Raw genomic sequence first — 21972 nt, 5'->3', positions numbered from 1 at the left:
AGTTGTTACTAATAGGAAACAGCCGAGTAGAGTATTACTTTGTATTATGCTTTGAAAATTGCTTTTTATTAATAACGTTTCGACAGGTATGGAGGGGGATGTGGAGCATAAAGGAGAAGTTCTCACCTGATAAGATTTATGGTAGAATTTGTTTATCAGAAATTTCCAACTTCACTCCTTGTATAAAAGAAGCGGGGTGATCCTGGAGTATTATAACGAGGTGAAGGAATGGAACAGACAAATAGACTTCCTGCTAAGCAGGCGGCCGAACGGTTTATCGGCAAACACTTTCCTGACAGCAAGGGAGCAATTTTAGCTGGCAGCACTGTACGTGGAGAAGCAACAGCTACCTCTGACTTGGATATCATCATTTTTGATGATGATATCGCTTCTTCTTTTCGTTAATCCTTTGTGGAATTCGGCTGGCCGATCGAAGCATTTGTCCATAACAGGAACTCCTATAAGGCTTTCTTTCAAAGTGACTTGCAAAGAGCCCGGCCCTCTTTGCCAAGAATGGCAGCAGAAGGAACCATTTTAAAAGATACGGACGGATTTATCATCTCCGTAAAAAACGAGGCCCAGCGGCTGCTGGATGCAGGACCTGAAGGGTGGCCTAAGGATACGGTTGATATTAAACGGTATTTCATCACGGATGCTTTAGAGGATTTCCTTGGCAGCAGTTATCGAGCAGAAGATTTATTTATCGCCGGTACGTTAGCAGAACTAATCAGCGAATTTTATTTAAGAACGAATGGCCAATGGATCGGAGCTTCAAAATGGGTGGTTCGTGCTCTAAAGCGTTTCAATGGTGAGTTTGCGGATAATTTTGTCGAGGCTTTTGATAGCTTTTACAGGACAGGAGACAAATCAAAAATTGTATCGCTTGCAGACGAAGTACTGCACCCATATGGCGGCCGTTTGTTTGCCGGCTTTTCTATAGGGAAGGATCAGGCATATAGCAGAAATTGCTAACAACCCTCGTATTGCTACCAGGGATTTATTGGGTGAAGTGGTTTTCGGCAGAACCAGTGTTTCTGATTCAAATAGTACTAAATACAGAAACCCACTTACTTGTTGCTGTCACAGCAGGACTTTTTTTAATTGACTTATTGTTTTATGGAGGAACGGAATGAGGCACTTATCAGTTTTTATGGAACTAATACGGATTATTTTTCTGTTTGGTTTGCTTGGCGGCCTGGCATGGGAGTTGTTCGGAAACATTTATAGTGTTTCAGGCAAGGTGGAGGAGTTTCGCTGGCTTGGCGGTATCGCTATTTATTTGGCCCTTTTTGTACTATATCGAAATAAGCTGCAGTTTTCCGGATGGTATAAAGGAAATGGGAGAGTGAGGCTTTCCAGGCCTGTTACATGGACTCTGTTAGCAAGCGGCGTGTTTCTGTTTATTTTGCCTTTCCTGCTGGCGATCATTGTTTCATAGAATAACAGTGTATGGAATCAGATGAGTTGGCTGCTAGGAGTGGTTCATTCCCATGACGTATGAGCTTATTAATTGGAGGTTTAGTTGTGGAGAGTGAAAATAAAAAGTTGTTTTTTGTAGGTTTGCTTTTGTATGTTACTGCTATAGCTTCAAACTTTCCCTTTCCGCATGCCAAACCGTGAAGTGATTGCTTCGGCTCTTCAAATACCTGTCCGGTCCTCTTCAGGACTGCATTATTTAGGGTTTTTTACGGTTTTATTGTTATTAACCAGCTTTACTATTCTGGGGAAATCATTAAAACAATATCAAGGACGCTTTATTATGTTTGCGCTTTTCGTTGCGCTTTTCATTCCGCCATACATAGGGGAAGCATTTCAAAAAACGCTGGCCACAGGAATGTATGCTGTTTCCTATAATCGGGATATCAGCAACTGCCAATTTGAAAAGACGGATAACTCTACTTTACAAGGGACATGTGAACTTTATTTTGAAAATTATAGTAGCAATGATGTGGAATTCAGCGTGTCTTTCTATGAGCGGTTTGACGACTTTCTGCCAACAGTATCGCTAATGAACAACGATGCTCCATTTCAAGTTGTCTTAAATGGAGGAGAATCCAGGAAGGTACCTTTAAAAACTAATATCGATATCACTCAGATGGACGGCTATATAGAACAAGCAAATACATTGGGTATTGGGATCATTATCAAGTCTAACGGTAATAGAAGAGGATTATAGCGATTTATTCCAGTTTAACTGGCCAAAGTCATTATAGAGGCTGTTGGTCGATGGGGAATGAATAAAAAGAAACATCATCTGGAGGAAAATAGAATGTCTGTTAAAACGGAAGAAGATATCATCGAGCTCATACAAGCAGATGAGTGGATGATGGAGATCATTCATACTGCCGGAAAATTACATTTACCTGATTGGTGGATTTGTGCAGGGTTCGTCCGTTCGAAAATTTGGGATTCTCTCCATCATTTTGAAAAAAGAACGAAACTTTCGGACGTGGACGTGATTTACTTTGATCGGGAAAATATCGACGAAAATACTGAAAAGCAATTAGAATCGGAGTTAAAGCGTATGTTTCCGGATGTTCCCTGGTCAGTAAAAAATGAAGCGAGAATGCATTTGATCAATGGGCTGCCGCCTTATTCATCAGCTGTAGATGCAATGGCGAAATTTCCGGAAACTGCTACTGCCTTAGGGATTAAGGCAGATGAGAAACAAAACATAGTCTTAGCTGCACCGCACGGTATTAAAGATGTTATCAATCTGGAAGTAAAGCCGACGCCCTTTTTTGCAGCGAATAACAGGCTAATGGCAATCTATCAATCTCGACTTCGTTATAAAAATTGGCAGGCTGTTTGGGGAAAATTAAAAGTTTATAATAGATAGTAAGGAATGGTGAAATGAGTAAAATAGAGGCTGTATTTATCGTTTTATAAGCGAATGTTTGTAAAAAAACCAATTTACATAGGCGGGATATAAAAATGAAAAGAACAAGCTTTTTAATAGCGGCTATTCTGATTGCTTTTCTTCTGTTAAGCGGCTGCACAAAGAATTTAACTAGGGAAGAGGGGATTCTGGCAGAGGTTTCCGTTGCTGAGGATTCTTCCTATCAAGCAACCTTTGAAGAGTTAAACCTCGGAGTTATGCTCGATTTCTATCTTAAACTACCACAAGCAGACAGCACGCTGGTGAAACTGTCTGCCGAGGGTTATCAAAATGGGGAAAAAGTTCACGAGAAACCATTATTGACTATTTCGTACGGATTAAACCAGCAGGAAAGTGAAGAAGGACATATAGGAATGGGAATTATCAATCCGTCTGGTGATAACACGATGCTGACCCTTTTTGCACCAGGATCTAGTTCGCAATCAGACAACATTGCTAAGTATATTCATCAGGATACGAATCTTGTCAGCACGTGGGATGATGCATTGGGAGATACTGAACTATCACTAAAAGCTGGAGAATCTGCTATTTTAGGTGCCTATCGAGAAGCCGAAAATGAAATAGGAATGCATGATTTGCAGGATCAACAGTCAGTGGAAACTATGATAGAGAGCGATGAAATAGTGTTATTGTTAAAAATGAAAGTGGAAAAGCAAACGGAGAAATAAGAGACGAATTCACCAAAAGCTTAACACGGGGCACATAGTAAGACAGCTTTTTTGAAATTGAAATTTAATTAGACAGGCGGGATCCACCGCTGGACTCATCAGCAAACATACCAATTCCTAAAAGAAGAATCGACCGGCAATTCACTTCCTGCCTCAGAATGCCAGTATCCGCAAGTGAATAATGCGGTTCCACTAACCATTTGAGCTATAAAAAACAGATCAATTGTGAAGAAGGATTCCTACAACGTATGAGTGGTCGGTATTTTTATTGATAATCTTTTTAAATAGCATCAGTAATCGCTTTAAAGGATACAATCCGCAAAGATACCGCAGAAGCTCTGCAAAAACTGAAAAGATATGTTAGGCGGGCCTGCTTGATTCGTTCCGGATGCAGCAAGCTGCCGACATGGTCTCCTCTTAATGGTATATTTTTTGCTTTTGCTAATACTTTCGTATCTTGTGATTGAGCCACAATAATCTCCTTCTTTCCTGGTATATTTTCGTAACATAGCTGCTGCCTTTTCAAATGGCAGAATAAAAAAAGAGCCCTCTAAGAAGAAGGCTCTTGAATACAAACGTTCTTCTTATCTTCCAGGCATGTCTGCCTTCTGGATGGAGCACCGGGCCATGTTTGGCTGGTTGCTGAGGCGTCATCGGGCCAGTCCCTTAACCTCTCTTGATAAGCAATCTTAAATTTTAAATTATTGGAATATTATTGTATTTAACTTTACAATAAAAAGAGCAGAAACACAATATTTTTATAGCAACCTTATAATGCTGCCTGGGAGCTGCATCCAGAAGCCTGGTTCACTGACTATAGATAGAAATAAGAGGGGATTGAAATGAGAAAAAGATTCTTTTGGTTATTCGGCACAGTGGTTATCCTGGTGCTGATTGTCCTGCTGGCAGCCGGTAATTACTTTTATAATGAGAGTGTGAAGCGCGGCGAATCCGTCGAGTTATATAACGGAGATGAACCGAAAGAACTGCCTGCAAGTGAAGAAGATAAAAAGCTGCTTGTAGAAGCACAGGAATGGTTTACCAGGCAGCAGCTTAATGTAATTGAGTACACGGCCTATGATGGGCTTATATTACGAGCACACTATTTAAAAAATGAGCAGCCAACTGGAAAGGCAGTAATATTGGCGCATGGATACCGTGGCGTTGGGGAGCAAATGGGTGATTTGGCAAAATTTTATTATGATCAAGGTTTTGATATTTTGATGCCGGATGCACGGGGGCACGGGGAGAGTGAAGGTGACTACATAGGGTACGGCTGGCATGACCGTAAAGATTACCTAGGCTGGATCGAAGAATTGATAAGCGGATATGGCGCGGACCGTATATTATTGCATGGAAACTCCATGGGGGCGGCACTGGTATTGATGACTAGCGGAGAAACCCTTCCAGTTCAGGTAAAAGGGATTATTGCCGACAGTGGATATACCTCTGTAGACAAAGAGCTCGCTCATCAGCTAAAACACCTGTACCAGATCCCGTCTTTTCCGATGATCCCGATTACCAGTACGATTACTAGACTGCGGGCTGGATATTCATTCGGTGAGGCTTCTGCATTAGAACAGGTAAAAGAGAATAGCCGTCCTTTATTTATTATCCATGGGGCTGAAGATGAATTAGTGCCAACCGAAATGGCTCAACAGCTGTATAAAGCGGCAGCGGGTGAAAAGGAATTGTGGATTGTCCCAGGTGCTGGGCATACGGACGCATACGCAGCGGCAACGGTAGAATTTCAGAAAAGGATTCAGTCCTTTATTGAACAAGCCTTATAAACCAGCAAAAAAGATGACTTCGGTAAATCCAACCGCACTGCTGTTTAGCGGCTGATCATCCAATTAGTATGAGACGCCAGAAAAAAATTTGTTTGAAACTAAACCGTCCAGATAGTATATTAAAAAAATACATTTTGTTTTTAAAGGAGATTTTAATGGGTAGACAATCAAGAAAGATAGAGATACTTACTGCCGCATCTAAAATAGTCAGTGAACAAGGGATATTCAATTTGACATTAGAGGCTGTCGCTATCGAAGCAGGAATAAGCAAGGGTGGATTGCTCTATCATTTTCCTTCTAAAGAGGCATTGGTTAAGGGCATGGTTGACCATTTGACAAATAACTATCGGGAAAAAATCGCGAACAACGCAGAGATGGATCCAGTGGAAAAGGGACAATGGATTCGCGCCTACGTCAATGTTACGTTTAACCAGGTTTATCAAAACAAAGATATGAATTCTGGATTGCTGGCGGCGAAAGCAGTTAATGCCAAGCTGCTTGATCCAATCCGGGAGCTTTATTCAGAATGGCAAAAGGAGATTGAGGACGACGGACTCGATCCTGTAAAGGCTACTATTATTCGGTTGGCAACGGATGGTATTTGGCTGGCCGAGCTGTTTGATATTTATCATATTGAACAGGAGAAAAAGGAAGAAGTGTATCGGACCTTGCTGGAATGGGCAAATGAATAAAAAGCTTCAAGAACATACATCCACTTGTAAAAAAACGAACGATAACAGCGTATGGAGTTTTAAAAAGCCATCTTCAAGCATACGATTGATGACGCAATCGATATAAATGCGATGCAACAGTAGTATCGGATAAGCGCTAGTCCAGCGTGTTCTCCAATGAATCATAAGCATTTGTGGACTGCTGAAAACCGTTCGTAGACTTTCAGCGGAGGAAATCCACGGAGACTCCTGTGGGAACAAGACGAGGCTGAGGCCGTGCCCACGGGAAGCGAAGTATGCTGCCTGCGCTGGTTTAAGCACCCAACCTTGTTAGAAGGAAGAAAGAGAGTTGTCACTGTGTTCGCAGGTTATCTTCTTAAGCATTAGAAAAGAAAAATCGAACGAGTTCGAATCCGAAGGGATTTCGAATCATCGTTCGATTTTTGCTTTGGTCACTATCCTTTTGTCTCAACCTCTTTTTATGTTTGAACGCTTCCTGTTAAATAAAGACATTTTAATGACCATAAACCAGTTAATCACCAATATCGCTCTGCCTGCATTTAGGGAATAACAACCATATAATTTACCCCTTTTCTTCGCTTAATCAAACATTTTTAAATTTTTTTCTGAAATAAGTGCCACCCCACATATATCAAGTACCAGCCGAAACGTCCCCACAAGTTTACTCTCTTATGAAACCCCTTTCTTTTCTCAAAACGGTTTGCAAACAAAACCGTCTGGATGGTATAGTTTTAATTGTGTTACAAACCGTCCGGACAGTACAGTAAAAAATGGATGAACAGAATGGTCGCATCCGCTAAGGCCTAAATTAAATAAATTACCTATGTAAAAGGGAGGACAACTATAATGAACAAGGTTTTATTAACAGCAGCAGTAACTGGTGCAGGAGAGACGACAAAAAAGAGCTCTCACGTTCCTGTGACTCCGAAAGAAATAGCAGAGGCTGCCATTGACTCGGCAAAGGCTGGCGCGACAGTTGCCCACGTTCATGCCCGTGACCCGAAAACGGGAGGGGTCAGCCATGATATCGAGCATTACCGAGAAATCGTTGACCGTATACGCGAATCTGAGACAGACGTAATTATTAACATAACGTCAGGCGGCGGAGGAGATTTCATTCCAAGCCTAGCCACTCCTGCTGCGGGCGGTGACGGAACTGACATGCAGACGCCAGCAGAACGCCACGAGCCGGTCGGGCAATTGCTTCCGGAAATGTGTACATTAGACTGCGGAAGTACCAACTTCGGCAATATGGTTTACTTAAGCCCGACAGATTGGCTGCGAGAACAGGCAAAGCTTGTCCAGGCCAGTGGTGTCAAACCCGAACTGGAATGCTTTGATACCGGGCATCTTCGTTTTGCCAAGCAATTAGTTGCTGAAGGATTAATCGATGGCGATCCAATGTTTCAATTTTGCCTGGGTATTCCTTGGGGAGCAGAAGCAGATGCAGAAACAATGCTCTACATGAAAAGCCGCCTGCCGGAGAATTCCCACTGGTCCGCTTTCGGAATCGGCCGTATGCAACTGCCAATTGTTGCGCAAGCTGCCATGCTTGGCGGAAATGTGCGTGTAGGACTGGAAGACAATCTGTACTTAAGCAAAGGGGTTCTGGCCCGCAACGATCAATTAGTCGATAAAGCAGTAAACATGCTCAACGGCAATGGGATGGAAGTTATGACACCACAAGAAGCCCGTGAGCAATTCGGATTAAGAAACCCTTACGGAGGAGATAAATCATGAACCAGCAAACAACCAAAGACAAAACTTTCGCAGTCGTAGGTACCGGAGTCATCGGTAACGGTTGGATAGCCCGTTTCCTGGCAAATGGCCATGATGTAATAGCATTTGATCCTGCGGGGGGAGCAGAGGAACGGACGCGTAAGGCAGTGGAACTTGCCTGGCCTTCATTAGAAAAAATAGGTTTGGCAGAAGGAGCTTCTGTGGATCGGCTGACTTTTGTGCCAACTATAGAAGAAGCCGTGGCAAAGGCCGACTTAATCCAGGAAAACGTGCCAGAAAGAGAAGAATTAAAGAAAAGTGTATTAACAAGCATAGATCAACACGCCAAACCAGAAGCCATTATTGGTTCCAGTACATCGGGCATCATGCCTAGCAGGTTACAGGAAGGCTTAAAACATCCTGAACGTTTAATTGTCGCCCATCCATTCAACCCTGTTTATATTTTGCCATTAGTGGAGCTTGTTGGCGGAAAAGCAACCACACAAGCGGTGATCGATGAGGCAAGTAATATCTACGCTTCCATACAAATGAAGCCGCTCGTAATTCGCAAAGAAATCGAAGGGCATTTGGCTGACAGGCTAATGGAAGCTCTATGGCGCGAAGCATTGCATTTGGTCAATGATGGCGTAGCTACTACAGAAGAAGTGGATGCTGCTATTATTTATGGAGCCGGCTTGCGCTGGGCTCAAATGGGACCATTTTTAACCTTCCATCTGGCAGGAGGAAACCAGGGTATGCGCCATATGCTTGAACAGTTTGGACCGGCGCTCAAGCAGCCATGGACAAAACTTATTGCTCCTGAATTAACTGATGAATTAAAAGAAAAAGTGATCGAAGGCTGTGAATCGCATGCTGGAGATGCTTCTGTTTCCGAATTAGAAAGAAAAAGAAATGAGTTTCTTGTCAAAGTCCTTGATTTAGTAGAAGATTACTGGCCGGAAACAAAAAGCATAGCAAAATAATGTTGTGATCAGAGGAGAGTAACCATGAAACATACACCGTTTAATTATCAAAATCATGTGCGTGAGGAATGGGTGGATTATAACGGCCATATGAATGACGCAGCGTATGCAAAATTGTTCAGTTTGGCTGTCGATGCGTTTATCGACTATATCGGACTAGATGCAGAAGCCCGTGGCAGATATGCATATACCATCTTCACACTGGAAACACATTTATGTTATTTAAAGGAAGCCCATCAAGACGAACAAACCGGGATTGAAGTACAGCTGCTCGATGATGATGCCAAGCGACTGCATGTCTTTTTCACAATGAAAAACAGCGGAGGCGAAGTATTGGCGACGAGCGAGCAAATGCTGATGGGCATGGACGTTGAACAAGGGCGTCCAGCACCATTCCCAACTGCTATAGCTTCCGAAATAGAAAGGTTACGTCAAGCACATGAACATTTAGAAGCACCAAAACAAATGGGCAGGCGCATCGGAATTAAACGATAGATTGTCTTATTGGTGGCCTAAGAAAGGAGAATGTTTGTGAACAAGATTGAAGTGAATAATCTTACTAAAATTTTCGGCTCTCACCCCCAGCAGGGGTTAAAACGTTTGAAAAACGGCGAGCAAAAAAATGAAATATTAGAAAAAACAGGAATGACAGTTGGTGTGAACCAAGCATCGTTTGCAGTCAAACCGGGAGAATTCTTTGTAATTATGGGCCTTTCCGGAAGTGGGAAATCGACGTTGATTCGTTTGATTAACCGGTTGATAGAGCCGACTGATGGGGAAGTGCTGATAGATGGAGATAACATAACCGAAATGGATATGTCCACACTGATAGATACCAGGCGGAAAAAGTTAGGCATGGTCTTTCAAAAATTCGGACTGCTGCCGCACCGGACCGTGATAAACAACGTAGCTTACGGTTTGGAAATCCAAGGGGTTAACAAAGAAGAGCGATATAAGAGAGCCCAAAAATCAATCGAGGATGTGGGCTTGAAAGGGTATGAGAACAGCTATCCCAACCAATTGAGCGGTGGAATGCAGCAGCGGGTCGGTTTGGCTCGGGCACTTGCTAACGATACAGACATATTGCTTATGGATGAAGCCTTCAGCGCCCTTGATCCTATTATCCGCAAGGAAATGCAGGACGAAATTTTACATTTGCAAAATAAATTGGGGAAAACTGTTTTATTTATTACCCATGATTTAGACGAAGCATTAAAGCTTGGAGACCGGATTGCTATTATGAAAGATGGACGAATCGTTCAAGTAGGCACATCGGAAGAAATTTTAGAAAATCCTGCCAACGACTATGTCTCCAATTTTGTTAAGGATGTTGACCGCTCCAAGGTGCTCGAAGCTTCTCATGTGATGAAAAAACCAGAAGTATTAATGACATATAAAGACGGCCCGCGTGTTGCCGTTCGCAAAATGGAGGAAGTCGGCGCATCCAGCATTTTTGTCGTTGATAAAGAAAACCATTTCAAAGGGCTGCTAACTATTGATGATGCAATAAGAGCCTATAAGGAAGAGATCCCCGTAGATGATGTGTTGATTACAGAGGTTCCTTCGGCATTGCCGCACACACCACTAAATGATTTGATCGGCATTGCAGTTGATGCTAAATATCCGATCACAGTTATCGAAGATGGAAGACTGCTGGGAATTATTTCCCGCGTATCGATTCTTTCTGGGCTTGTCCTAGGAAAAGAGAAAGATGAGGTGACGCCAACATGAACTACTTCCATTTTCCATTAGAAGACTGGACCAATTCTTTTGTCAACAATTGGTTGTTACCGGTTATGGGCGGTTTTTTCAACAGTGTAAGTGATGTATTGGGAGCATTCATAGAAGCTGTTACAAATTTATTGATCGTTATCCCGCCTGAAGTTATCGCTGTCATCCTTATTTTATTATCCTGGAAGATTGCCGGCAAAGGCCTGGCAATATTTACACTGATTGGCTGTTTTTATTTAGGATCAGTCGAATTATGGTCGGCAGCGATGCAAACGGTGGCTATTGTACTTGTTTCGACATTGATGTCCGTACTTATTGGTGTACCGGTTGGCATCTTGACAGCTACAAGTACGGTTATGGATAAAATCGTCAGGCCTATTCTCGATTTTATGCAGACATTGCCGAGTTTTGTATATTTAATTCCAGCTATCCTATTATTCGGGCTTGGCGGAGTTCCGGCTGTGATATCGACTTTTATTTTTGCTACGCCGCCAGCTGTCCGGATGACCAGCCTGGGAATCAAACAAGTACCAGAAGATGTAGTAGAAGCATCCAGGGCATTCGGTACGACCAAATCACAGCTGCTGTTTAAAGTTCAGCTGCCACTTGCTTTATCGACTATTATGGCTGGTGTGAACCAAACGATCATGCTAGCTCTGTCAATGGCAGTTATAGCTTCCATGATAGGTGCTCCCGGACTAGGGTCAACTGTATTATCCGGTATTTCCACGGTTAATGTCGGATTAGGACTTACCGGGGGGTTAGGTATTGTCGTATTGGCGATAATTTTGGACAGAATCACACAAGGCTTAGGAAAAAGAGTATAAAAAGCTTCAGTTTTTGGCTGTTTAGCTTCAAATAATAAAAAGAAAAAGGGGATAGTAATATGAAAAAAGCATTAGCAGGTTTAATGAGTGTCTTATTTTTAGTATTGATTGTTGGCTGTTCTTCTGATGGAGACACCAACAATTCTGAAGGGAAAGGCGATGAAGCTGGTGAAAGTAAAGATCAGACCATTACCTTCGGTGTGACGCCATGGACAAGTACTGTACCTCCGACTGAAATTGCTACACTTATTTTGGAGGACATGGGATATACAGTAGAACATACAGATGCAGATGTGGGCAGTGTATTCATGGGGCTATCACGTGGTGATATAGATGTGTTTATGGACTCTTGGTTCCCGATGCACCAAGTACATTTGGACAAGTTCTCTGATTCTGTTGAAGATACTGCTGTCAGCTATCCAGAAGCAGAAACTGGCTGGGTCGTTCCAAAATACATGGAAGACATTAACACCATCGAAGATTTAAAAGGCAATGAAGATTTGTTCGATAACAAAATGTATGGCATTGAAGAAGGAGCTAGCGCAACAAAAGAATCAAAGGAAATGATTGAAACGTATGGTCTCGATATCGAGCATGTAGCATCTTCAGAGGGAGGAATGCTTGCTCAGGCACAGCGGTTAATGAGCCAGGAAGAGCCGGTGATTTTCTTCGGATGGCGTCCGCATACGATGTTTAACAAATATGACATTAAAGTATTGAGTAATGAAGAAGGATTCTTTGAAACATCTTCTGTTCATGTAGTAACTAATAAAGATCTTCAGGAAAATGCACCAGAAGCTTATGAATTCCTTAGCAATTGGGGCATTTCTATTGATGATGTGGAAGAAATGATTGTCAAAATCGAAGAGGAAGACCAGGAGCCACAAGACGTAGCACGCGAATGGATAGAGAACAACCAGGATAAAGTCAGTGAAATGACTGGAGAATAATCAGGGGAGGTCTGCTTACGGCTTGAACAGTCGGAACAGACCTCTTTTTTTCGAAGCTTATAAGCAGTGTGCTAAATATGTACGGTAAATGGAGTGAACAAATAAATGCGTGAAATTTCCCAAATTAGCTTTGAAAAGGATGTGCCTTGCCGCCTGCGGGATGGGCTTACATTATATGCGAATGTCTATCGGCCTCAGCAGGACGGGGCTTTTCCAGTTTTATTATCGAGACTGCCTTACAATAAAAATCTGCCTGAATTTTCCCATCGTTATATCGATCCTTTTCGTCTGGCGGAAGCGGGTTATGTAGTGATTATCCAGGATGTCAGAGGGAGATTTGCTTCTGAAGGCGAATTTGAACCGTTTTTGCATGAAGCCAATGATGGATATGATGTAGTTGAATGGGCCGCAGGGCTTCCTTATTGCAATGGAGAGGTAGGAATGTTTGGTTTATCCTATTATGGATTTACGCAACTATATGCCGCGGCAGAGCACCCGCCATCATTGAAAACTATTTTTCCGGCTCAGGCCGGCAGTGATTTGCGGGATGGGTTGTTTTATCGCGGCGGGGCATTCGAATGGGGATTGTTCGCTACGTGGATGCTGGATTCGATTGCTTTAAACTTGGTGGAAAGGCAGAAACCAAAGGCCTTGCCGCTGGCAAAACAGCAGATAGCCGCAGATTTGAACAAAGTAAATGAATGGCTGAACTACACGCCGCTTAATGAATGGCCCCCGCTAACTAAGCATAAGCCGGCGGGAGATCTTTTTAAGCAATATATTACCCAGGAAATATCGGGTGACTTTTTCGCAAGAACAACCATTAAACAGGAGTTAAAAGAGTTGGATATTCCGGCATACCATTTGGCTGGCTGGTATGATTGCTTTCTAGGTCCGACTTTGTCGAATTACCAGGAAATGAATAAATCCAGCCAGCAGCAGAAGCTCATTATCGGCCCTTGGGGGCATGGAGACTTTTCAGCAGTGCAAGGAGAACGATTTTTTGGCAGTGCAGCGGCTGGTGATTGGATCGACCAGCAAACAGATATTACTCAACTTCATATCGACTGGTTTGATTGCTGGCTAAAAGAAGGCAGCCATCCAGTGCTTGCCGATGATGCTCCCGTCAAGTTGTTTACTATGGGGATTAACGAGTGGCGATCAGAAAACGAATGGCCGTTACAGCGGGCAGAATATGTACCTTTTTTTCTGCATAGCGAAGGAGAAGCCAATGTGCATAGCGGGCAGTTGAATACAATTGTACCTGGCGACGAGCCTGCAGACGTATATACATATGATCCGCAGCATCCAGTTCCTACTCATGGAGGCAGCGGGTTGTTTTACCAGGGGGCAAACGCAGGGCCGGTTGACCAGCGTCGGGTAGAAGCAAGGAGTGATGTGCTTGTCTACACTTCCGAACGAATGACTGAGCCTTTGGAGGTAACTGGCCCTGTAATCGTTCATTTATGGGCGGCAACCGATGCTGCTGACACAGATTTCACTGCCAAACTTGTAGACGTATTTCCGGACGGCAGAGCTTACAATTTGACCGATGGTATTATTAGGGCCAAACACCGTAATGGGTATCAACAAATAGCTGCCTTAGAGGAAGAAGCAGTCCACTACCAAATTGATTTATGGGCAACGAGTAATGTTTTCTTACCTGGACATTCGATTCGTATAGAAATAGCTTCAAGTAATTTCCCGCGTTATGATATCAACCCGAATACAGGGAAATCAACGGTGGATTCTGATGTGATGCGGCAAGCAAAGCAAACGGTATACCATCAGATGGAATTTCCATCTCATGTTGTGCTGCCAATCATCAAATAAAAAAAGCATGTGCAGGGAAACTGCACATGCTTTTTTTATTTTCGGTCTTTGTTTTTTTTCGGCGGATTAAAGCGGCCGACGCCTAGTTCCCTAGCTTCCCGATAGAGTGATTTGACGAAGCTGACAGTCATCATCAGCATAATAATCGAGAATGGCAGGGCCGCGATAATCATCGTATTTTGCAGAGCCTGAAGGCCCCCGGTATATAGCAAAGCAAGCGCAGTAGCTGAAAGTAATACGCCCCAGGTAAGCTTAATAGTGTGCCCGGGATTTTGTGATCCTCCAGTAGTCATCATTCCTAACACGAAAGTACCTGAATCTGCGGAAGTAATAAAAAATGTCCCTATTAGAACCATTGCTACCACAGAAGCAACCATACCTAGCGGGAAATTAGAGAAAACGCCAAATAAGGATTCCTCGGTCGCTAACGTGGAAATAGTCGCTATCGCATTGTGTTCTAAAGAGATTGCCGTTCCGCCAAAAGTGGCAAACCATAAAAATCCAATCACCGATGGAACAAGCAATACAGTAAATACGAATTCTCTAATGCTGCGACCGCGCGAAACACGGGCAATGAAAATACCGACAAATGGCGACCAGGCAATCCACCACGCCCAGTAGAAGATGGTCCAATCGTTGATCCACTGCCTGACATTAGGATCCAGCGGTGCAATCCGGAAACTCATTGCCGGAAGGTTTTGTACATATGTTCCCAGCGTATTGGTAAACAGGTTGAGTACGAACATGGTAGGCCCCATTACGAATATCAACCCGAATAAAATGACAGCTAACACCATATTGGCGTTACTAAGGATTCTAATACCTTTACTTAATCCGGTCCATGCCGAAATCATGAATAATACTGTAACGATGGAAACAATGATGAATTGCATCACAATATTTACGGGTATCCCGTATAAATAAGACAACCCGCCATTTATTTGGACCGCTCCAAAACCAAGGGTAGTGGCTACCCCCATTACGGTCGCGATGACCGCCAGAATATCAATCACTTTTCCGGTATTTCCTTCTGATTTATTTCCAATGAGTGGCTGTAAGGTGGCGCTGATTAGTCCTTTTTTACTGTGACGGAAATTAAAATACGCCAGGACTAGAGCAACAATCCCGTATATCGCCCAAGCGTGGATACCCCAGTGGAAGTACGTAAAGCGCATGGCGTCTTTGATTCCTTGCTCTGTCCCTGCTTCTCCTGTTGGTGAGTTGACCGCATAGTGGCTGATCGGTTCCGCTGTCCCCCAGAATACCAAGCCTATCCCCATGCCGGCACTAAACAACATTGCAATCCAAGTCGGTCTGGAAAATTCCGGCTTATCATCTGATTTTCCCAGCTTTATTCTACCGACAGGACTAATGAGTAAGAATAAACAAACCATGACGAACAGTGTAACAACAATTAAGTAGTACCAACCAAATTTATTAGCTATAAATGCTTGAATGTTAGTGGTGGCAGTTTCGAGTCCATCCGGCCATGAAACTCCTATAATTACTAGTAATAACATGATTCCGGCGGATATTTTAAACACCGGAGAGAAATTTTTCAGCATTTCCTTTATCGTCTCCTTTCCGATTCATTAGTGTATCGACTTGCTGTAAGTACTGACTTGTCATAGAAGTTGAAGACACTTATAAACCTGTACCCTTGTTACAAGAACCGAAACGTTGATAGCTGGAACTATTTTCGCAAAGTAACTCTTAACACTTAGATGTTGGAAAATAGAAATGCTATTTACACCGCTTGGTTGTAGCGAAATTTGCATTTTTGCAAACGAACAATATGGTAAAATGTAATTTTAAGGAGTGAATAGGCATGAAAAAGCAATTATCGCTATTATTAAGCATATTTTTATTTGTATTCAGTGCCTGTGGTACCAATGGAACGGAAACTTCTGGTACTGAGCAGAACACTAGCGGAAATGGACAGGAAGACAGTGAAGTTAGCGAGTATGGGCAGGAAAAGCAGGAAAAAGAACAAGCAGAGGCTTCTGGGTCCCTTAATCGTGCAGAGGCAGACAAGAGTGGAGCAGAAGAAATTAGTGAGGAGAGGGAAGAAACTGCCGTCACTGACAATTCGCTTGACGAACCGCTGCCAGAGCTGAAGGTTCATTATATCGATGTCGGCCAGGCGGATGCAGCGCTAGTCGAATTTGGCGTCTATGCGATGCTTATTGATGCCGGAAACTGGAATAGCAGCAATGTCGTCAACTACTTAGCAGCGCAAGACATACAACAGCTTGATATTGTCGTGGGCACCCATCCAGACGCCGATCATATCGGTCAGTTGGATAAGGTAATCGAACAAGTGGATGTAGGGGAAGTATGGATGTCTGGAAATGCAAGTACTTCCCAAACATTCCAGCGGGTGATGGAGGCAATTGAAGCAAATGGTGTCGATTATGATGAGCCGAGAGCCGGGGATGTATATGATATCGGCCAGTTGACCATTGATGTTTTATACCCATCAGCAATTTCCGGCAATGCTAATCAAGAGTCGATTTCCCTGAAACTCACCTATGGAGACATTGCGTTTGTATTTACTGGTGATGCGGAAACTGTCCAGGAGCAGGAAATGATAAACAGAGGTGCCGGCTTGGATGCTGATATTTTACAGCTTGGGCACCATGGTTCAAGTACATCAACCAGCAAGGCATTTCTGGAGAAGGTTTCCCCAGCAGTGGCCATCTACAGTTCAGGCACCGACAATCAGTATGGGCACCCTCACGAAGAAGTGATTAACCGGCTAAATGCTTATGGGACAGAAATATATGGTACGACCATTCATGGAACTATTATTGTAACAACAGATGGTGTAGCCTACCAGGTAACAACGAAAGAAGATGGCAATATCACGCCGGGAAGTGAAAGTAAATCAGGGACAGAAAACGAGGATGCAGCAAATAATGAGTCTACAGATACAAAGCAGGAAACCTCTGCCGGCCAGTGTGTAAATATAAACGAAGCCAATGTCGAAGAAGTTCAGGAGATTAAACACATAGGTCCGGAACGAGCACAGGATTTAATTGATCTCAGGCCATATCAGTCGGTGGACGATTTGACCAAAATAAAGGGCATTGGACCATCGAGAATGGACGATATCCATGCCCAGGGAATAGCTTGCATAGGAGAGTGATCAAAGATGAAAGGTGTATTGGATAGAATAGAAGACGGAAAACATGCTGTCATTCTTGTGGAAGGGACGGGCAGGGAATTTGTTGTTTCGAAAGAACTGCTGCCTAAAGGAAGCAGTGTTCATGATTGGCTAGAGGTGACTATTGAAGATAATCAAGTAACAGCCGTAAAACTGGATAAGGAAACGACTAAAAACGAGCAGGAGAAATCAGAAGCACTTATAAATCGAGTACGTGCCAAAAGCAAAGGAAGCATGTTTAAGCGAAAGTGACTGCAGACAAAAACGGCCTGGATGAAAGCTCATCTCAGACCGTTTTTCTGATTGTCAAGGTGCATTGAAATCGAGTTTACTTCATTAGTTCACTGATAATTTCGTAGGATCGAAGACGATTTTCTTGGTGGAAAATCTGTGAGTTAATAATCAATTCGTCTGCCTCTGTTTGCTCAATAAATGCTTCAAGCTTCTGTTTGACCGTTTCGGGGCTGCCGATAATCGACGCTGGTGAGTTAAGCGTCTTCTCCACAGCGGCTTTTTCATGAGGAGCCCACACGTCATCTATGTTATCAATTGGAGGCTGCAGCCGTGCAGGTTGTCCTCTGGTAATGCTCAGGAACTGCTGCTGCTGAGATGTTGCCAGCCATTGGGCCTTTTCATCTGTATCGGCTGCGACTATATTGACGCCAAGCATGGCATAGGGCTGGTCCAGCGCCTGTGAAGGCTGAAAGTTATCCCGGTAAATCTGCAAAGCCGGCAACGTGTAATCCGGTGAAAAGTGACTGGCGAACGAAAATGGCAGCCCCTTTTGAGCGGACAGCCGAGCACTGAAACCACTAGAGCCAAGCAGCCAGATTGGTATATTAAGTCCTGTCCCGGGATAGGCGCGGACACGTGCGGGCGACTTTTCATCAAAGTAGGCTTGCAGTTCTTCCACTTGTTGTGGAAAGTCTTCAGGTGTTGTATTTAATGTACGGCGCAATGCGTAGGCGGTAGCCTGATCGCTTCCTGGAGCACGGCCGAGCCCAAGATCTATACGTCCCGGATACAAAGATTCGAGTGTGCCGAATTGTTCAGCGATAACTAAACTTGCATGGTTAGGCAGCATTACTCCGCCTGAGCCGACCCTGATCCGTTCGGTCGCACCAGCAATGTGGCCAATAACGACAGAGGTAGCTGAACTGGCTATCCCTGGCATGTTATGGTGTTCAGCCAGCCAATACCTGTTGAAGCCCCATTTTTCTACATGTTGGGCTAATTCGGCGCTGTTCTTATAAGATTGACCTGCATCGCTTCCCTCATTAATCGGGGCTAGGTCAAGTACAGATAAAGGAATATTTTGAAAAAGCTTTGCTTGATTGTTACTCATGATCCATCACTCCTTGTCGTTTCGTCACTGCCATTAAATGATACGACTAATAAAAAACAGCGTCCAATGATTTGTTTAGTGCCCAGTTACTGTTCTCGTGGCCATGGCGTGTTGCTCTTCTTTGCCATATTATTGATCTATTTAGATTAGAGTTGCTCTACTATTGTAGTAAACACAACAAGAGAGCTGAACGAATACATATCCTAAGGTATTCGTTCAGCTCTTGTTATTCATCCATATTTAAGATGATTTTTCCGATATTCTGATTGCTTTCCATGCGCTGATGGGCCTGCTGTATGTCTCCCATAGCGAAAACAGTGTCGATTACTGGCTTTAATTTGTTTTGCTCAAATAATGGCAAGGCTCTGCCAGCAAAATCAGCAGTCAACGCTGCTTTATACTGATCTGTCCGAGGGGTAAGCAACGTTGCTTTCAATTGGACCCGTTTCATCATTAAATCCATTAAATTGATATTTTCCAGCTGGGCCCCGCCTAATAAACCAATTAAGACCCAACGTCCGTCTACCTGAAGGCTGGCAAGGTTTTTCCGGTAATAAGAGGCGCCTATAAAATCAAGAATCACTGCAGCCCCTTGGCCGTTGGTGGCTTCTAATACTTTTTCATCAAAGTCCTGTTCTTTATAATTGATTTCGACATCGGCACCTAATGACCGGCAAAAATCCAGTTTTTCCTGTGAGCCAGCAGTAGTAATCACCCGTGCACCTGCAAGCTGTTTGGCTAATTGGATGGCGGCTGTTCCTACGCCGCTTCCGCCCGCATGAATAAGTGCTGTTTCATTTTCCTTCAGTTCGCCTAGCCAAAATAATGTTTGATAGGCCGTCAAAAATACTTCCGGAATTGCTGCAGCCTGTTTGTAGGAAAGGCTGTCTGGTATAACCATCGCCCGATCGGCGGGCATGACCGCATATTCGGCATATCCTCCACCATTAACCAGCCCCATCACACGGGTGCCTGCTGGGATTTTGGTATCTGTATTGGCTACTTCCACAATTCCAGCTACCTCGATTCCTAAAATCGGTAAATCAAGATAACCAGATTTTGCTTCACGGTTGATTATGTCTGTCCGGTTAATGGCAGCAGCTTTGACCTTTATCAACAATTCTCCGGGCTTTGGTTCCGGTTTCTCCCGTTCGCACACTTGCAATTGGTCAGCTCCGCCTGGCTGATTGACAACAATAGCTTTCATACGAAGACTCCTTTTTTATCATTTTGATAACTATTTACTATCTTATTATTATCCTATCACAGCCTGCCTGGCAAAAAGAAAGGATTAAATCGCTATTGTCCAACGGTAATTCGCTCGCATACATGCCTGGCCACTGTTATATAAATGTAGAAATACTCTTTTTTTAGTCTGCAGGAAGGGGAACTTTGATGGAAGAACAGCGAACGCTAGCGTTAAGTGATATTCGGTCGGCTCATAGCCGTATCTCAAGCCTTGTGAAAAAAACACCTCTTATAAAAACTGCAGTTATGTCTGAACAATTGGGAATCAATACGTATTTGAAACTGGAAACATTAAATGAGGTCGGCTCTTTTAAAATTAGAGGGGCAGCCAATAAAATGCTGCAGCTTACCGATAAAGAGCGAAATTGCGGAGTAACAACCTATTCGACAGGAAATCATGGCCTGGCTGTTGCCTTCATTGCACGCCAATTAGGTATAAAGGCAGTCATTTGCATTTCCAGCCGTGTACCCAAGTCCAAATTGGCAGCATTGAAACAATTAGATGCAACCATTGAAATCGTCGGCGAGGGGCAGGATGCTGCAGCAGAAAGATCCCATCAGTTACAAAAAATAGAGGGTTTCACCATCATCCCGCCGTTTGATGATATCGATATTATTGCAGGCCAGGGTACGATTGCTCTGGAGCTGCTTGAGGATTTGCCTAATCTGGAAGAGGTTGTTATCCCGCTATCAGGAGGAGGGCTATTATCAGGGTTAGCTTATACACTAAAACAATTGAAGCCGACAGTTAATATTACCGGTGTGTCGATTGAGGGTGCTTCAGCGATGAACGAGAGCCTGCTGGCAGGACAGCCAGTTGAAATTCCGGAAAAAGAAACCTTGGCAGACAGCCTGTTGGGGGGAATTAATCTGAATAACCGGCATACTTTTTCCATAGTTCGTACTTATATGGATAAACTCGTACTCTTGTCGGAGGAGGAGGTTGTCCATGGTATGGAATACTTACTAAATAATGAACGAATTGTTGCCGAAGGGGCTGGAGCGGCCGGTATCGCTGCCTTATTGGCGGGGAAAAGGGAGGTTACACCTCAACATCCCCAGTCAACTGCAGCTGTGATTGTCAGCGGCAGTAATATTGATTGGCTGCAGTTCTGTCAAGCCTGGGAGGTGGTGTACAAATGATTTTGTTCACCGAGTCGGAAATCCGCCAGTATGTGCAGTTGCAGCCGCAAGTATTAACCACAATAGAGAAGGGTTTTTCCAGTTTACAAGATAGCCAGGTAGTAATGCCGCCAATCATGCGCATCGATTTTCCGGAAAGCAACGGCGAAATTGATATAAAATCTGCTTATGTGAAAGGGGTGGATAAATTTGCTGTTAAAATGTCGACTGGATTTTTCGATAATCATTTACAGGGGCTGCCGAGTGGAAACGGAATGATGCTGCTGTTTAGCAGCGAAACAGGTGTCCCGCGGGCAGTGATGCTTGATAACGGCTATCTTACCCACCTGCGTACAGCTGCTGCCGGAGCTATTGCCGCTAGCTATTTAAGTCAGGAAACAGTAGATACTGTCGGCGTTATCGGGACCGGAAGCCAGGCCCGCTGCCAGATTGAAGCACTCCATTTTGTGCGTTCATTCACCCGCTTGCTTGTGTTTGGCCGTAACCAGGAGCATGTAAAAACATATATCGACGATGTCTCCGGGATCTTTCAAGGTGAAATTGTTGCTTGTTCAACTGCAGAACAAGTGGTCCGGCAAAGTGAACTTGTCATTAGTACGACACCGTCCGAAACACCTGTCATTAAGGCAGACTGGATTCATCCCGGCTTGCATATCACGGCGATGGGGGCTGATGCCGAGCATAAAAACGAATTGGAAGTACAATGTTTTCAAGCGGCTGACAAGATTGTTTGTGACAGCAAGCAGCAGTGTCTTCGTCTCGGCGAGTTGCACCATGCGTATGCCTCTGGGATGATGACGGACGATTCGGAGGTTAGCGAACTGGGAGCAATAATCTCAGGACAGGAATCTGGCAGATTAAATGAGTCAGAAATCACTATTTGCGATTTAACCGGAACTGGTGTCCAGGATACAATGATCGCTGTTTATGCCTATGATGCACTTGTTAAGCACAGAGCTGGTACCACTTTTTAAAAAA

24 protein-coding genes and 1 riboswitch are annotated in these 21972 nt (G+C 43.7%); of the genes, 20 read left to right on the top strand and 4 right to left on the bottom strand.

Features of this window, described 5'->3' with window-relative positions; translation table 11 throughout:
• Positions 1–228 precede the first annotated feature (228 nt).
• From BLR93_RS18450 to BLR93_RS04270, 7 genes are all read left to right on the top strand, one after another.
• Positions 229–405, top strand: coding sequence for a nucleotidyltransferase domain-containing protein (locus BLR93_RS18450; protein ID WP_342720226.1), 177 nt, complete (start codon positions 229–231; stop codon positions 403–405).
• Between the two features lie 99 nt (positions 406–504).
• Positions 505–972 (top strand): nucleotidyltransferase, encoded by a 468-nt coding sequence (locus BLR93_RS18445; RefSeq protein WP_342720224.1) that lies wholly within the window; start codon positions 505–507, stop codon positions 970–972.
• Between the two features lie 32 nt (positions 973–1004).
• On the top strand, positions 1005–1133 hold the full coding sequence (locus BLR93_RS18345) for a hypothetical protein (protein WP_281241673.1): 129 nt from the start codon (positions 1005–1007) through the stop codon (positions 1131–1133).
• Complete coding sequence (locus BLR93_RS04285) at positions 1130–1438, top strand: hypothetical protein (protein WP_093211537.1); 309 nt, start codon at positions 1130–1132, stop codon at positions 1436–1438. Before BLR93_RS18345 ends, BLR93_RS04285 begins: the two co-directional genes overlap by 4 nt.
• A gap of 321 nt (positions 1439–1759) precedes the next feature.
• Positions 1760–2176, top strand: a complete 417-nt coding sequence (locus BLR93_RS04280; protein WP_093211535.1) for a hypothetical protein — start codon at positions 1760–1762, stop codon at positions 2174–2176.
• Between the two features lie 93 nt (positions 2177–2269).
• Positions 2270–2839 carry a nucleotidyltransferase family protein gene (locus tag BLR93_RS04275; RefSeq protein ID WP_093211533.1) on the top strand — a complete coding sequence of 190 codons (570 nt, stop codon included), beginning with the start codon at positions 2270–2272 and terminating at the stop codon, positions 2837–2839.
• A 95-nt stretch (positions 2840–2934) separates the two neighbouring features.
• Positions 2935–3567 (top strand): hypothetical protein, encoded by a 633-nt coding sequence (locus BLR93_RS04270; protein WP_093211531.1) that lies wholly within the window; start codon positions 2935–2937, stop codon positions 3565–3567.
• 280 nt (positions 3568–3847) lie between these two features.
• Here the strand turns inward: BLR93_RS04270 and BLR93_RS04265 are convergent, their stop codons facing one another.
• On the bottom strand, positions 3848–4039 hold the full coding sequence (locus BLR93_RS04265) for a hypothetical protein (protein WP_093211529.1): 192 nt from the start codon (positions 4037–4039) through the stop codon (positions 3848–3850).
• Between the two features lie 109 nt (positions 4040–4148).
• Positions 4149–4253, bottom strand: a riboswitch (SAM riboswitch).
• A gap of 156 nt (positions 4254–4409) precedes the next feature.
• Here BLR93_RS04265 and BLR93_RS04260 point away from each other — a divergent pair.
• The 9 genes from BLR93_RS04260 to BLR93_RS04215 all read left to right on the top strand — a co-directional run bounded on the left by BLR93_RS04260 (position 4410) and on the right by BLR93_RS04215 (position 14092).
• Positions 4410–5357: an alpha/beta hydrolase gene (locus tag BLR93_RS04260; protein ID WP_093211527.1), complete on the top strand. Its 948-nt coding sequence runs from the start codon at positions 4410–4412 to the stop codon at positions 5355–5357.
• Positions 5358–5512: 155 nt separating this feature from the next.
• Entirely contained in the window at positions 5513–6049 is a 537-nt protein-coding gene (locus tag BLR93_RS04255; protein WP_093211525.1) for a TetR/AcrR family transcriptional regulator, read from the top strand.
• A gap of 843 nt (positions 6050–6892) precedes the next feature.
• Complete coding sequence (locus tag BLR93_RS04245; RefSeq protein WP_093211522.1) at positions 6893–7789, top strand: beta-keto acid cleavage family enzyme; 897 nt, start codon at positions 6893–6895, stop codon at positions 7787–7789.
• A complete protein-coding gene (locus tag BLR93_RS04240) occupies positions 7786–8751 on the top strand; it encodes an L-carnitine dehydrogenase (protein WP_093211520.1) in 966 nt (321 codons plus the stop codon). The genes BLR93_RS04245 and BLR93_RS04240 overlap by 4 nt, the downstream gene beginning before the upstream one ends.
• A gap of 24 nt (positions 8752–8775) precedes the next feature.
• Positions 8776–9246, top strand: a complete 471-nt coding sequence (locus BLR93_RS04235) for a thioesterase family protein (protein ID WP_093211518.1) — start codon at positions 8776–8778, stop codon at positions 9244–9246.
• A gap of 36 nt (positions 9247–9282) precedes the next feature.
• Complete coding sequence (locus BLR93_RS04230; RefSeq protein WP_093211516.1) at positions 9283–10482, top strand: quaternary amine ABC transporter ATP-binding protein; 1200 nt, start codon at positions 9283–9285, stop codon at positions 10480–10482.
• Positions 10479–11309: an ABC transporter permease gene (locus BLR93_RS04225; RefSeq protein WP_093211515.1), complete on the top strand. Its 831-nt coding sequence runs from the start codon at positions 10479–10481 to the stop codon at positions 11307–11309. The genes BLR93_RS04230 and BLR93_RS04225 overlap by 4 nt, the downstream gene beginning before the upstream one ends.
• Before the next feature lie 59 nt (positions 11310–11368).
• Positions 11369–12259: a glycine betaine ABC transporter substrate-binding protein gene (locus BLR93_RS04220; RefSeq protein ID WP_093211513.1), complete on the top strand. Its 891-nt coding sequence runs from the start codon at positions 11369–11371 to the stop codon at positions 12257–12259.
• A gap of 105 nt (positions 12260–12364) precedes the next feature.
• Positions 12365–14092, top strand: coding sequence for a CocE/NonD family hydrolase (locus BLR93_RS04215; protein ID WP_093211511.1), 1728 nt, complete (start codon positions 12365–12367; stop codon positions 14090–14092).
• Between the two features lie 35 nt (positions 14093–14127).
• Here BLR93_RS04215 and BLR93_RS04210 read toward each other — a convergent pair whose 3' ends face one another.
• Complete coding sequence (locus BLR93_RS04210; RefSeq protein ID WP_093211509.1) at positions 14128–15657, bottom strand: glycine betaine uptake BCCT transporter; 1530 nt, start codon at positions 15655–15657, stop codon at positions 14128–14130.
• Between the two features lie 263 nt (positions 15658–15920).
• Here BLR93_RS04210 and BLR93_RS04205 point away from each other — a divergent pair, with 263 nt between their 5' ends.
• A complete protein-coding gene (locus tag BLR93_RS04205) occupies positions 15921–17240 on the top strand; it encodes an MBL fold metallo-hydrolase (protein ID WP_093211507.1) in 1320 nt (439 codons plus the stop codon).
• A 6-nt stretch (positions 17241–17246) separates the two neighbouring features.
• Positions 17247–17510 carry a DUF3006 domain-containing protein gene (locus BLR93_RS04200; protein ID WP_093211505.1) on the top strand — a complete coding sequence of 88 codons (264 nt, stop codon included), beginning with the start codon at positions 17247–17249 and terminating at the stop codon, positions 17508–17510.
• Between the two features lie 76 nt (positions 17511–17586).
• On the opposite strand, the gene BLR93_RS04195 is transcribed toward BLR93_RS04200, so the two are convergent.
• The gene (locus tag BLR93_RS04195) at positions 17587–18603 is read right to left on the bottom strand and encodes an LLM class flavin-dependent oxidoreductase (RefSeq protein WP_175559235.1); all 1017 of its coding nucleotides are present in this window, start codon (positions 18601–18603) and stop codon (positions 17587–17589) included.
• A 226-nt stretch (positions 18604–18829) separates the two neighbouring features.
• Positions 18830–19810, bottom strand: coding sequence for an NAD(P)H-quinone oxidoreductase (locus BLR93_RS04190; RefSeq protein WP_093211501.1), 981 nt, complete (start codon positions 19808–19810; stop codon positions 18830–18832).
• A gap of 188 nt (positions 19811–19998) precedes the next feature.
• Between BLR93_RS04190 and BLR93_RS04185 the strand changes: the two genes are divergently transcribed.
• Both BLR93_RS04185 and BLR93_RS04180 read left to right on the top strand, forming a co-directional pair.
• Positions 19999–20994 carry a pyridoxal-phosphate dependent enzyme gene (locus BLR93_RS04185; RefSeq protein WP_093211499.1) on the top strand — a complete coding sequence of 332 codons (996 nt, stop codon included), beginning with the start codon at positions 19999–20001 and terminating at the stop codon, positions 20992–20994.
• Entirely contained in the window at positions 20991–21968 is a 978-nt protein-coding gene (locus BLR93_RS04180; protein ID WP_093211497.1) for a cyclodeaminase, read from the top strand. Before BLR93_RS04185 ends, BLR93_RS04180 begins: the two co-directional genes overlap by 4 nt.
• Positions 21969–21972 lie beyond the last annotated feature (4 nt).

This window comes from Sediminibacillus albus, assembly GCF_900101125.1.
GTDB lineage: Bacteria > Bacillota > Bacilli > Bacillales > Amphibacillaceae > Sediminibacillus > Sediminibacillus albus.
Note: the sequence above shows the minus strand (reverse complement) of the source record. Positions and strands in the feature narration are given on the sequence as shown.